This window comes from Paenibacillus sp. FSL F4-0122, assembly GCF_038002845.1.
In the GTDB taxonomy this organism is placed as follows: domain Bacteria; phylum Bacillota; class Bacilli; order Paenibacillales; family Paenibacillaceae; genus Paenibacillus_AQ; species Paenibacillus_AQ odorifer.
On sequence record NZ_JBBODI010000001.1, the window covers coordinates 2,439,679 to 2,453,303 of the forward strand.

A 13,625-nucleotide genomic window follows, 5' to 3' on the forward strand; every position below is an offset into this window, starting at 1 on the left:
ATATTTGACAATGATTAGTATTGAAAAATATTAAAAATGAAGTTAGCGACATAAAAATTAAATAATTCGCAAGCTATGATTGCTATGGATCACACTATAGCAGGAGCAGCTTCTGGAGAGACCGTGGGGGAATCCCCCGGCGCCGAAGGGTTCACAATCTCAGGCAAAAGGACAGAAGAGTACTAGATAATTCATTTGTTATTCTGATCATCGTCAGAATAAATAAATGTATTTTATTTATTATTCTTATACCTAAGAGATTGGAGCGTATCCAATCTCTTTTTTGTGTGCGCCCAGCATGGGCGCTATCTATAGGGTTGAAGTCCCGAATGGCGAAGGCAGTAGTAGCCATTAGCTTAAGGCAAGGGTGTCCACCGCGAGGTGGAATCTGAAGGAAGCCAGCGGCAAATCTCCGGTCTGAGGAATACGAACTTCATACAAGGCTAACGTAGGCTGGATGAGGTTGCACAACAAACCAAAGTCCATACTGCCAAAGGCGTACGAGAGTAAATGAAGCAGATAGATGGAGAGGAAGATAGCGTTCTTACCTGGGGAGATCTGTGTGATAGGCGAGTATACTTCGTAACCCTACTTGTGAGAGTAGGCTGAGTGCACAGAAGTCAGCAGACGCCATAGTACGCAAGCTGTTGCAACAGCTGCGGAAGGGCTGAACATGGAATAGGATTTATACATCCAGGCGTTCAAGATGAGCGATGAATGCAGAAAAAAAATCCGAAAGGACCTGACTGAAGAAGGAAACGGTGAATCCCGTGGGGGTCTTCAGCAGGGCGGAGTTCATCTTTGGCACAAATGGAAGGTATAAATCACGTAAAGAGAGGTTAAAAAAAAATGTTGGAGCAACTGCTATCACGGGAAAATCTTCTGCAAGCCTTAAAGCGTGTTGAAGCGAATAAAGGAAGTCATGGCGTAGATGGGATGTCCGTAAAATCCTTACGAGAACACATCGTACAAAACTGGCAGACCTTGCGGCATGCCATAGAAGAAGGAACCTATGAACCGAGCCCCGTGCGCCGAGTCGAAATCCCGAAACCCGGTGGCGGAGGTGTTAGGTTACTAGGAATACCTACCGTGACAGATCGAATGATTCAACAAGCAATCGCGCAGGTGTTAACTCCATTGTTTGATCCAGAGTTTTCCGACCATAGCTATGGATTCCGTCCGAAAAGACGAGGGCATGATGCGGTGAGGAAAGCTCGAACCTTTATGAAAGAAGGATATCGATTCGTAGTCGACCTAGACTTGGAGAAATTCTTTGATCGCGTCAACCATGACCGACTGATGATGAAGATTTCGGAGAAAGTGGAGGACAAGAAAGTTCTCCTGCTTATCCGCAAATATCTTCAGTCAGGTGTGATGGAGAACGGGTTAGTAACCCCGACAACGGAAGGTGCCCCGCAAGGCGGTCCACTGAGTCCGTTATTATCTAACATTGTCCTAGATGAGCTCGACAAAGAACTCGAGAAACGTGGGCACCGCTTCGTTCGTTATGCGGATGATTGCAATATTTACGTGAAAACGCTAAGAGCAGGAGAGAGAGTCAAGACAACGGTCACCCGATTCATCGAGACGAGGCTAAAGCTGAAGGTGAACCAAGTAAAGAGCGCGGTAGACCGTCCCTGGAAACGAAAGTTTCTAGGATTTAGTTTTAGTGTGGACAAAGAACCAAAGGTGAGAATTGCGAAGCAGTCCTTACAGAGAGTCAAGGTTCGAATACAGGAGATATCCTCTCGAAAGAGATCGATGAAGATGGAAGAGCGAATCAAGGAACTAAACCACTACCTCATGGGATGGTGCGGTTATTTCTCGCTGGCGGATACCCCAAGTACCTTTCGAGATATGGATAAATGGATACGAAGAAGGCTACGAATGTGCCTCTGGAAGCAGTGGAAGACCCCTAGAACCAAAGTCAAAAGACTTATATCCTTAGGGGTACCTAAGGATAAAGCCTATGAGTGGGGAAATACCCGAAAAGGGTATTGGCGAATTGCAGGGAGTCCAATTCTACAACATGCATTGAATAACCAATATTGGGAAGCCAATGGATTAAAGAGTGTATTGGACAGATACAACTCCTTACGGAATATTTCATGAACCGCCGTATATCGAACGGTACGTACGGTGGTGTGAGAGGTCGGGGGCTAGCCGCCCCCTCCTACTCGATTATCATTTTCACTTGTTATTTTTTTCACATAAGGGGGAGTTCGAAATGGCAGCACAAGAATTAAAGAGAGATTTAGAGAATCGACATGTTCAGCTCATTGCGATTGGTGGAACCATCGGTACCGGATTATTTTTAGGATCTGGAAAAGCTATACAGCTGGCAGGACCATCGATCATTTTTGCTTATTTAATCGTGGGTATCGCTATTTTCTTTGTGATGAGGGCATTGGGAGAACTTCTGTTGTCAAAAGCAGGTTATCAATCTTTTACAGACATTGCCGAAGACTATCTTGGACCGCGGGCGGCGTTTGTAACTGGATGGACCTATTGGTTTTGCTGGATCATGACGGCTATGGCCGATATTATAGCTGTTGGGGTCTATGTACAATATTGGTTTGATATCCCGCAATGGATACCCGCAGTCATTTGTTTAATTATTTTATTAGGACTCAATTTATTAACTGTAAAAAGCTTTGGCGAATTGGAATTTTGGTTTGCTTTAATTAAGGTAATCACTATTCTCGCGTTAATTGCCATAGGGGTAGTTTTACTGGTGATTGGATTCAAAACAACTACCGGAACGGTTGCGCTCAGTAATATTTGGGCACATGGGGGAGTATTTCCAAACGGGATTTCCGGGTTCTTACTTTCATTTCAAATGGTTGTGTTTGCTTTTGTGGGTGTGGAATTGGTGGGGGTATCAGCAGCGGAAACATCCAATCCAGAAAAAACTATCCCATCGGCGATTAATAAAATACCTTTACGAATTCTATTTTTCTACGTGGGTGCTATTATTGCCTTATTATGCATCAACGCTTGGACAGAACTAAACCCGGCAGAAAGTCCTTTTGTTAAAACATTTAGTTTAGTGGGGATTCCGATTGCCGCGGGGGTTATTAATTTCGTTGTATTAACTTCAGCTGCTTCCGCTTGTAACAGCGGGATGTTCTCAACAAGCCGGATTCTATACAATCTAAGCAGAAATGACCAGGCTCCAGCCAACTTTGCAAAGCTTAATAAAAATCATGTACCAAGTAATGCTTTATTCATATCCACGCTTGTCTTATCTGTAGGGGCTTTGTTGAGTAAGCTGATTCCGGAGACGGCCTTTGGCATCGTGACAACGATTAGTGCCATTTGTTTCATCTGGGTTTGGGGCGTCGTTCTAATTTGCCATTTGCGATATAAAAAGACGAAGCCGGAATTGCAGGCCAAATCAAAATTCAAGGCACCGTTCACACCTTTTGTGAATTATGTTGTTCTAGCCTTGTTTGCAATCATACTCATAATTATGCTGTTTGCTGATGAAACTCGTCCGGCATTATTGTTGACGCCTTTATGGTTTATTTTATTATTTGTTTTGTATTCGATAAATAGAAGAAAGAGGGAAAGAGATAATAAAATAATCAGGACCGAAACACCTCTCTAGTTTATGAGGAAAGCTTTAACCGGCGCAGAAGCCGTGGTTATATTCAACCGCGACTGGGCAGGGAGCCCTTGCCGGTTTCAAGCGTTCCTACATGGACGTTTGCTTAAAGAATATGCAAAGTTAAACAGAAAACCGGAAGATACTGTTAAAATGGTATCTCCCGGTTTTTTAGTTTTTTACAAACTATAATATCATCGAGTTTACAGTTTTTTTCAGTTATTGTTTATTACTATTTCAACTGATATAATTCTTATTTCGACAATAAGTTTACAAGTAAGATAACTATCGTAATGGTAAAATCAATTTAAAAGTGGTGAATTCATGAGAGAGTTCTACAGTCGGGTGAATCGAAAAACCTATTACATATTAATGTTAATGATCATCGTTCTTATGATGTTTGGATTGATACTATCTACCCTAGAGTTAGATGGGATTGATTTTGGTTATATCATTCATTTTTTATGTGTGGCGTTTCTAACGGTTTGTTTATGGATTTACCCTAAGCATGAGACACATACTTTTAGAAAGATTATCATTCTATTTGGATTTGCGTATTTTTATACGCTATTCTTTTTATATCCTCAAACATGGACTACCTATATCCTCATTTGTCTTATTCCTGCACTGTCTATTCTATTTTTTGATTTAAAATTGTTCTATTTTTCCTTCATTATAAATGGGGTACTAATGGTAGTTACATTTGGCTATATCCTCTTGATTGATAGAGGGGATTTATATACATATTTACATTATGATATGCTAGGCAATTTCATTAATATAATAGCGGTTCAAGTGTTATTATTTTTCATTTTTCAAATATCATTTAAACGGATGAAAAAACAGCAGCTTTATTATGAACAATTACAGCAATCTGAGCGTTTAAAGATGGTTGGACAATTAACAGCTGCCGTTGCGCACGAAATTAGAAATCCAGTGACAGTGGTTAGAGGTTTTTTGCAGTTTTTTGATGAGGATCCTTCATTTGATGATCCTATGAAAAGAAAATTTAAATTAATGATTGATGAATTAAACACAGTAGAACAGATTATCTCGCAATTTCTAACCCTTTCAAAGCCAAATGGAGAGCAAAAATTAGAAAAAGTAGATGTGAAGGATGTACTTGAAAGTGTTACAGGATTGCTCCATTCCTACGCAATGTTATCTGATAATCAAATCGTTACCTACGTAGAAGAAGATTGCATGATTTCTATTAATAAAATTGAATTTAAGCAGCTGCTTATTAATATAATAAAAAATGCTTTAGAGGCTTCGGAAGTTGGTAAATCTGTCTCTATTATGGCGAATAGGAACAATAATTTTATTGAGATAACAATCATCGATGAAGGAAGCGGGATGTCGGAAGCTGAGGTTAAGTCGCTAGGCACTCCTTTTTATTCATTAAAAAGTAATGGAACAGGTTTAGGATTAATGATTTGCTTTAATATCGTAGAAAAATACGGCGGGGAAATTTATTATAGTAGCTCTGAAGGTAAGGGGACAACAGCTACTATCCGCTTTTTAGCTATAAATGATCAGTAATAATGAGCCTTCTTTCAATTGAACAAAGGGGATTACCTCAAGCCTTCGGCTGGAGAGGTAATCCCCTTTTCCTAGCTGCGTTAACGATTATTTTAGAGGGATTTTGATCTCCAGTTGCTTGTTATAATTTTTAACTACATTGCCTTTGGCATCTAATTTATAAGCCCCGGTGTTGCCTTTTTCAAATACGGCTTGATAAGGTCTGATAACTAGATATTCAGCGGCTGAGCGAGGCGCTTCGAACAATAAATCTTCAGAAACCGTATTTTGAGTTGCTGCAATAGAATCTCTTGCAATAGATTCTAATTTATTGCCCAGATTATCATAAATGTCATATCCTAAAGCCTGGCCTTGGGTGGCAACCCCTTTAACCGCTAAAGCGATACGCACAGAAGTCTCTCCCGCAGCAACACGGGTGGTTTTGATTTCAAATTGGTTGTCTTTCTTTATAGCAGGTAGCTGAATATTACGCACTAATCCTGCTTGCTTGAGGGAAAATTTAAGTACATACGGGTTTTCGATTCCGTTAAGCTTCACATAGATACTCAATTCAGAGGAAGCCAGGCTTGCCTTTTGTTGCTCGGTTAGCCATCCGGTCTGCAATACAACAACCGCCTTGTTGGCATCTCCGTCACTGATCCAGCGTGGTGTTTTTAAATCGATGCCTCCTGGTTGAGCGAGCTTGGCGTCTATTCCCACAATAGTACCTTCTGCAAGATAGGGCTCACCTTTATCATTTAAAGTTACTCCTGCGAGCATTCCTGAAAATAGCGATCCCTCACGGCTCAGGTCGATCTTAATATAGTTACCATCAAACTGCGCACTGCCCTTTAAAGTAAGCTGATCGTGTGAATCGGCCACTTTTGTTGTATTCAGGGAAGCTTCAACAGCGGGTTGGGCACTGGATGCTTGAGTTAAAGCTGGCATTCCCAACGCTCCTAGGCATACAGCAGCACTTAAAATTACAGACATCTTCTTAGTCATTTTTTTCATGATATTATCAAGCTCCTTAATTTTTATTTAACTAGCACGTTTATCTCTAGACCGTCAATATAATGCTTCACTGGGTTTCCAGAACTGTCTGTTTTAAATGCTCCATTCTTACTTTGTGGGTTCTCAAACTCATAAAGATAGCCACGGATTGTGAGCATATTAGGGTGTTTCTCAAATGGCTCAGTAAGCAAATCGACATTAAGTGACCTATTGGAAGTCGAGAGGACTTTCTGCGAAATATCTTTCAGCACCTGTCCTTGTTGATCCTTTACTTCAAAGCCCACTAAACTCAATGCTGTATGATCTTCGTCTGTATCCTGTTCCAGCATGAGCGACAGGCGTGTCGTTAATGGACTATATTCCAGCTTTTTCAGGATCAAACTCCATCCTCCAACTTGTGCGCGTATATCAGGTGTGGAAATTTTATTAATCGTAGCCTTCCGCGCAGGAATTTGGAGAACAAACGGTTCATCAATACCGTTTAAGTCAAGGGTTACGGTCAATACAAATCGATCAGGAAAAGGTTTGTTGGAGATCCCCGAATTCGAGGAATCCACTAGTCTAAAAATAGCTGTGTTGCTTTCAGCACCTTCTATCCAGCTTAGAAACGGCATAGCTTTCCAGAGACCTTCTGAAAATTGCTCCAGGGAAGCCCCGTCGATCAATACTTCTGCAGAGGTTATCGCACCTTCCGCTAGAAAAGGCTTCCCATCCGCTCCAATCGTTACTCCGGCTAGCTTACCTTCCAGTTCTTCTCCCTCACGCTTCACCGAGAATGCCAACCGGCTGCCATCAAATACAGCCTCTTCGGCAGACAAGGTGATCCCTTCATGCGTATCACTGCTGTTTAGACGGGAAGTCAGTCCCAGACGCTGGGCCGCTTGTAATCCTATATCATCTGCCCGTTCAAAAATACCACCTATCAAGGGAAGCTGCTTGAGCGCATTGGCCAACGTAGGCGGATAGATAGCCGTTAGCATAACACTTAACAATATCGCCGCAGTCACAGCAGCTGTGATTTTTGGATATATCCGCTTTTTCTTTTTCTTTTCCTTTTCCACAGGATCCTGGACAATGGTGGCCAGCGATGCATAAATCGAATCCTGCCGTGATCGTAGTAAAGGAGGAAGCTCCTGTATATTAGCTTTCCCTAGCTCCCTGATCTGCTTTTCTAAATTGTTATTATTCATTAGCAAGACCCTCCTCCGGCACAGGATGTATCTGTTTGGACAACAATCTCCGTGCGCGATGGAGTCGTGCCCTGACCGCTCCCTCGGAGATGTCGAGCACATCTGCAATCTGCTTAATGGATAAATCGTCATAATAAAAAAGCACGATAGCAAGCCGCAGGGATTCGTCCAACTGATTAATGAAGCTTTGCAGGTCTACGTTGCCTGAATCTTCAAAATGCACATAGGAAACGACCGGTTCCTCGGGAATTTCCGCCACAGCTATAGTTCGTTCTCGCATACGAAGTAACTGATTGCATTCATTAATCAGGATGCGTATAACCCAGGTTTTGAAAAACTTAGGCTGCTTAAGGTTGGCCAACCCTTTATACACCTTCAGTGTTGTTTCCTGAAGAGCATCCGCGCAATCTTCATCTTTTAGCAGAATGGTTTTGGCTAATCTGTACAACTGGGATTCCAGTTGCCTGAAAAGACGGGTAAACGCCTCGTGGTCGCCTTTCTGCGCTTTTTTGATATCCAGTTCGTTTTCCAGCAAATGATTTTTCCTCCTTGAGGGCCCTCTGTATAATTAGATGGAGAAGACATACAAAAAGTTATATTTAGGATAAAATTCATTCTCCTGGACAAATCACTTACCTCGGTAGTGGTATAAAGTCCGTGCAATTCATTGTTTTTGGCAAGGGGAGTTTCAAGTGGATAAACTGAAAAAAATCCAGAATTACCACCTTAACTGAAAAGAAGTAGTGGGGTAATCCTGAATTAAAAAGTGTATACATATACCTTGGTACGCAGTGTGTCCGTGCATGTTATGGTACGGACAGGCTGCATGCCTGGAAGGGCAAAACAAATGCTAATAACCACCGCACCCGGCAGTAGCTCACGCTTGAACTTTTCCGCCAGCCGTTTCATCGCTCCGGGAAATAAGTAACAAAGAACAATATCCGCATGCTCGTAAGAACTGCTATAAATATCCCCACGTACATAACGGAGCCTTCCGTGGAGCAGATTCTGGCCTTTGGCTGCTCGCAGCATACGTGTGCCGAACCTAGTAAGCAGCTGGGATGCCCATAAGGGAATACTGGAATTTTCAATGCCTGTCAGCCTTTTGCCTGGACATTGGCGAATAACATCCATACCAAGTGTTCCCCAACCCGATCCCGCCTCCACAATGCTGCTATATCCCGGAATCCGATTCACCTCAACGGCAACAGCCGAGCGTACAGATTTTGACGTAGGCATCGGCGATATCCCGTTCCTCCAGCTCACCAGCACAATCGACACCATGGATAACAAGGCTGCGAAGGCGATGAGCCAAGCGATGGCTTGAATCACAATCAATACGATCATTCCTTCTTCATCTGCTAGAAGTTGGCTTCAAATTCTCTTACTTTCTCCCAGCATTTCGTTTATCAACTTGATATTTATAAAGATCCTGAATTTCCTTGCTTTCAATATCTTGACCTACATAAAAAATCAGAGTGGGATCATTTACTGGATGGGCATAAGAAAGGTAAGTGCGATGTATAAAATCAAAATCCATCTTACCCAGCTGGAAATCGATTTGATATTTATCTTCTAAATAGATTTCAAATTGCTTTTTTAAAGCCAGAGACTTCCACGGAAGTCCAAAGAATAAAAAGTAGACTCCTATAAGAAATATCAAAAAAATTAAGAGGAAAAGCGACTTTTTACTGAGAATGGTATGTTTTATAATTCATAACCCTCCCTAGCGTTTATTCTACATGAACTTTGCTGGACATATCAAAATCAACCTCTTCAAGAAATTCAATAACTTCTCCATTGGGACTGTGAATGATCGCGTTTTTTATTAGAAGAGGCGGTTCGCCCAGAGACAGAGAGTCCGGTGCTATAAAAGCTTTTGCCCCATGTGCAAGGGCTTTTTGATACATCTCCTCTACATTATCTACATAGAAGGCAAGATGTAATAACGCTCCGTGCGCTATATCTTCATCAGACAAGGCTTTTTTTCCTTGAGCGGCGATGACTGCATCATTATCAAAAATCTCAATGCAGGTTCTGCGGTCAGGTGAAATCAGCATGGAGGCTTCTTTGATCTGAAAGGATGGCAGACTCCAATGATGACCTAGCTTAAATCCTAAAACGTCAATATAGAAAGAAATAGTTGCTTTATAGTCTTTGGCTTGAATCGCTACATGTGCAAGGCCTTTTACACTCATTTATAATCGCTCCCAACTTTAATATATATTTATTATAGTTGTATTAAAATATGAGATATATATATAAGATAAGTGTTTTGTAGTAATATGGTTATTAAATTTAAGGTATTTTAGTGGAATCAGTTTATTTTATAAAATGAGTTTAGGAGGCGCTTGCTATGGAACAACTTATAGATGACATTGATAAAAAGATTATGCAATTACTTCAGTACAATGCCCGAATGTCCATTTCACAAATCAGCAAAGAGGTTTCGATGTCACAACCCTCTGTTAAAGAACGAATGATCAAGCTGGAGGAAAGGAATATCATTTCTGGGTATCATACAGCTTTTAATCTACGAGATCTGGATCGGGGCACAACTACGTTTATTCTATTAAAAACAGAACATTGCCAAGAGATTACGGATTTTTGCAAACATGCTATGGAAGTTACCGATTTATATCGGATTAGCGGTGAATATAATTATCTCATAAAGGTGCAAACCGCGTCGATTGAGGAGTTAGCTGAATTCCAAGACAACCTTATAAAGTTTGGACCTTCAAAATCTCATATCAGTTTGAAAAATATATTGGAAAACAGGGTGTTGCTCTAGAGCCCATTTTCCAAACACAATATATAGTAACCGCTTTCATTGCATTGTAGAATGGATGAAAACAACGTTAGCATTGACTCGGATACAAGGGAGCATGGGTATGGAGAGGTTTTTATTCAGTAAAAAGTATATTCCGTTCACCTATAAGATGATGATACCGTACCTCATTCTAGTATTGCTGACAGATGTATTGGTGGGTTATATAGCTTATACGATGCTCGTAGAGTCCAGAACGGAAATGGCGGAAACGAATGTCCGGACAGCTTTGAAGCAGACGAGGAACAATATCGAATATCAGACAGATGAAATCAAACGAATGACTAACTCGCTGTTTCTCAATACGAATTTTCAGAATGCTCTGCAGTTTAGGGGAGATGCATTGGAAAACATGCTCAAAATGAGGGATGACATCGTTCCTTATATGAAAGCCCCTCTGCAATTGTATGGGAACAATCTGAGACTTGTGCTCTATACCGCGAATGAGACGATGCTTGAAATCCCCGGTGATGATATGTCTGTACCTATCGGTAGAAGCGATTATTATATTCTTTCTGATCAGGTTATTGAAAATAAGGAATGGTTCAAGTCGATCGTTGCCAATAACAAAGACAGCTTGTGGCTTCAGGCGGACAGCGACAGTGAACTAAACAATATTTCGTATTTCCGCAAGCTGGTTTCTTCCAAGGGAGGCCCGTCGATTATTGGTTATATTCGCGTCACGGCGAGAATTGACGAGCTTTTTGGCAATTTCGATACCTTTCCAATTGAACAGGGCATAGACCTTCGCCTAGTGGATAGGGTTAGTGGATTAACGCTTTATGAACAAGGTATTGTCGATGAACATGCGAAGCAAGATGCTTATCTGATCATTAGTGAAGATATTCCGTTGTCTGACTATGCTATCGAGGTACGGGTGCCGCATGCATACTTAAATAAAGATGCTAGCCGAATGCAGAAGGTGATCACCACTGTTTGTTTGATCAGCTTTTTAGTCATGGCGGTGATCGGCTTCCTCGTTGCCCGCATATCAGGCAAAAAAATTAAGCGAATCGTATATTTGGTCCGGTCGTTTCAGGAAGGGAATTTTTATAAAAGAATTGGGTTTGCCGGGAACGATGAATTTGTCTACATTGCTAATAGTTTTAATCAGATGGCGACTAGCATCCAGGACTTGATCCAGAACGTCTATGAGCAAGGTATTCAGAAAAAGCAAGCAGAACTGGATGTGCTTCAAGCTCAGATCAGTCCGCACTTTTTGTACAATACATTGTCGACCATTGGCAGCTTGGCCAATTTGGGCGAAGTTGAGAAGGTTACACAGATGGTACAAGGTCTTTCTAAATTCTATCGCCTCACCTTGAATGAAGGACATGTCTATATCTCTCTTGAAAAAGAGCTGGAGCAGGTAAGGATGTACCTTGAAATTCAGAGGGTAAAGTATGCCGATGCTTTTGAGGTTTATTATGATATTGATCCTGATATTTTACAGGTTCCCATCATCAAGCTGATTTTGCAGCCATTTGTAGAAAATATATTCAAGCATGCTTGGTTTGGGGAGACGATTGCGATCCGGATTACCGGAAAACGGCTGGGTGAACGCATCGAGCTTAAGGTTATCGATAACGGAATTGGTATGCGGGCGGACACACTGCGAAATATGCGTTCGTGCTCATTCCATTCGAGCAGCTATGGACTGAGAAACGTGGAGGAACGAATCAAGCTGAGATACGGCAATGATTTCGGCATTCATATCGGCAGTTACTTTGGGGCAGGAACGACCGTTCAAATTATCTTACCGGTGGATAATGCGGAAATCCGGGAAGTTATGGGGGAGTAAATAGTATGGCGATGGAGATCAACGTTCTGCTGGTGGATGATGAAGTGATCGATTTGGAATGGCTGAGACGGCGGGTGGCGGGCAGTGATCATTTGCCTTTGCATAGCGTGAGAACGGCAACGAGCGGTTTTTCCGCTTTAAAAATGATGGAGCAGCACCGCGTTGATATCATTCTCTCCGATATCCGCATGCCGATTATGTCAGGTGTGGAATTTGCCCGGAAAGCGAAGGAGATTAACCCTGAGGTCCATCTGCTTTTTATTAGCGGACATCAGGATTTCAACTATGCCAAAGAGGCGATTCAATTAAATGCCTCCGGTTATTTGCTTAAACCCATCGATGATGACGAGTTGAATAAGACGCTGACTGAACTCTGCGCCAAGATTGAGAAGGAGAGGAAGCAGCATATTTCCTTGTCGGAAACACTGACGCTTGTGAATCAGGAGCTGCTGCTGCGCTGGTTTAACGAGAATGCTCCGGGGCAGGTCGAGACGCACATTCACAACGTTCTCACGTCATACTTACAAGGCGCGTCGGCGGTCGCCATCGTCGAGATCGACGATATGGCACGGAAAATCCAAACTTGGACGGAAGAAGAGCGGAGTTTATGGAGCAGCGCAGCTAATCAGTTTATCCGGAAGTTCGCGCAAGATCAAAATTTAGGCATGGTCATCACAACCTATGACTATCATTTTGTGATCCTAGCTGCGGTTCAGGAACAATATTTTACCGCTTTGATGGAAGAGCTCATTCGGTCATTCTATCAGGAGTTCTCCTGTTCAATTACGATTGGAAGAGGGATGTACACAACAGAACTGGGTAAGCTGCATGATTCCTATCGGCAAGCTCAGGCTGCTTTAAGTATTAAATGGATTGTTGGGAAAAACAGAATCATCCAAGATGCTTCGGAATGGAGCCCGAAGGAAAAAATCGCCTCAGATTTAGAGGTTATTGTGGACCGGATGCTTAAAGCGATGCTCGACTACGACCTTACCACCATTGATGATTGTTTGCTGAAGCTGTTTGCCGGGGACAGTCCGCTCTCCCAGAAAAACGACATCTACGATATCATTATTCGAATTACCTCCAAGCTTCATGCCGATCTGCAGCAAATGAACGAGCATCTATACGAGATTTTAAATTGGGATTCGCATCATCCCTTTGTGCTGTTTCAGTTCGAAACGGTGCATGATATTCTCTCGTGGCTGAGAAGAAGGTTCTTTGAGTTGTCGGAGCTGCTTTATTTGAAACGGCAAAGACAAAAGCGGAAGTTAATTGATGAAATCACGGAATATGTGAAAGAAAGATTAGATCAAAAAATAACGCTGAACGAAGTGGCCGCCCACTTCGATTTTACGCCTAACTATCTGGGTCATTTGTTCAAGCTTGAAACCAACAGTTTATTCAGCGATTTTTTAAGTGAATTACGGATGAAACGGGTATGCGAGCTGCTCGAAGATCCGACTAAGAAAGTGTATGAGATTGCGGAACAAGCCGGATATAAAAATATTATTTATTTTAACAGACAGTTCAAGCACTACATGGGCATGTCGCCCGGCGAGTACCGGAAGAAAAATAAAATCTAACAAAACAGCGGTGAAATGAAAACCCGGCGATGATTTTTCTGTTATTAGAGAATCGCTGCCGGGTGTTTTTGGTTTATCC

General features: G+C 42.0%; 11 protein-coding genes and 1 riboswitch. Of the genes, 6 read left to right on the plus strand and 5 right to left on the minus strand.

All coding sequences use genetic code 11. The features are described from left to right. Positions 1–102: 102 nt before the first annotated feature. A riboswitch (glycine riboswitch) is annotated at positions 103–185 on the plus strand. A gap of 664 nt (positions 186–849) precedes the next feature. The 3 genes from ltrA (at position 850) to MHH49_RS10430 (ending at position 5,149) form a co-directional block, all read left to right on the plus strand. Further along, positions 850–2,112: a group II intron reverse transcriptase/maturase gene (ltrA, locus tag MHH49_RS10420; RefSeq protein ID WP_036681916.1), complete on the plus strand. Its 1,263-nt coding sequence runs from the start codon at positions 850–852 to the stop codon at positions 2,110–2,112. Between the two features lie 115 nt (positions 2,113–2,227). Further along, a complete protein-coding gene (locus tag MHH49_RS10425) occupies positions 2,228–3,610 on the plus strand; it encodes an amino acid permease (RefSeq protein WP_036682353.1) in 1,383 nt (460 codons plus the stop codon). A gap of 321 nt (positions 3,611–3,931) precedes the next feature. Beyond that, complete coding sequence (locus tag MHH49_RS10430) at positions 3,932–5,149, plus strand: sensor histidine kinase (protein WP_036682351.1); 1,218 nt, start codon at positions 3,932–3,934, stop codon at positions 5,147–5,149. An 87-nt stretch (positions 5,150–5,236) separates the two neighbouring features. On the opposite strand, the gene MHH49_RS10435 is transcribed toward MHH49_RS10430, so the two are convergent. From MHH49_RS10435 to MHH49_RS10455, 5 genes are all read right to left on the minus strand, one after another. Beyond that, positions 5,237–6,142, minus strand: coding sequence for a DUF5643 domain-containing protein (locus MHH49_RS10435; RefSeq protein WP_036682350.1), 906 nt, complete (start codon positions 6,140–6,142; stop codon positions 5,237–5,239). A 23-nt stretch (positions 6,143–6,165) separates the two neighbouring features. Continuing rightward, positions 6,166–7,332, minus strand: a complete 1,167-nt coding sequence (locus MHH49_RS10440; RefSeq protein WP_036682348.1) for a DUF4179 domain-containing protein — start codon at positions 7,330–7,332, stop codon at positions 6,166–6,168. After that, a complete protein-coding gene (locus tag MHH49_RS10445; protein WP_235219471.1) occupies positions 7,325–7,867 on the minus strand; it encodes a sigma-70 family RNA polymerase sigma factor in 543 nt (180 codons plus the stop codon). The genes MHH49_RS10440 and MHH49_RS10445 overlap by 8 nt, the downstream gene beginning before the upstream one ends. A 224-nt stretch (positions 7,868–8,091) precedes the next feature. Continuing rightward, on the minus strand, positions 8,092–8,679 hold the full coding sequence (locus MHH49_RS10450) for a class I SAM-dependent methyltransferase (protein WP_036682346.1): 588 nt from the start codon (positions 8,677–8,679) through the stop codon (positions 8,092–8,094). 386 nt (positions 8,680–9,065) lie between these two features. Beyond that, positions 9,066–9,530, minus strand: a complete 465-nt coding sequence (locus MHH49_RS10455; RefSeq protein ID WP_036682343.1) for a VOC family protein — start codon at positions 9,528–9,530, stop codon at positions 9,066–9,068. A 158-nt stretch (positions 9,531–9,688) separates the two neighbouring features. On the opposite strand from MHH49_RS10455, the gene MHH49_RS10460 reads away from it, so the two are divergent. The 3 genes from MHH49_RS10460 to MHH49_RS10470 all read left to right on the plus strand — a co-directional run bounded on the left by MHH49_RS10460 (position 9,689) and on the right by MHH49_RS10470 (position 13,546). Beyond that, positions 9,689–10,123: an Lrp/AsnC family transcriptional regulator gene (locus MHH49_RS10460; RefSeq protein WP_036682342.1), complete on the plus strand. Its 435-nt coding sequence runs from the start codon at positions 9,689–9,691 to the stop codon at positions 10,121–10,123. Between the two features lie 100 nt (positions 10,124–10,223). Then, positions 10,224–11,960: a sensor histidine kinase gene (locus tag MHH49_RS10465; protein ID WP_036682341.1), complete on the plus strand. Its 1,737-nt coding sequence runs from the start codon at positions 10,224–10,226 to the stop codon at positions 11,958–11,960. 5 nt (positions 11,961–11,965) lie between these two features. Beyond that, the gene (locus MHH49_RS10470; RefSeq protein ID WP_305953801.1) at positions 11,966–13,546 is read left to right on the plus strand and encodes a response regulator; all 1,581 of its coding nucleotides are present in this window, start codon (positions 11,966–11,968) and stop codon (positions 13,544–13,546) included. Positions 13,547–13,625 lie beyond the last annotated feature (79 nt).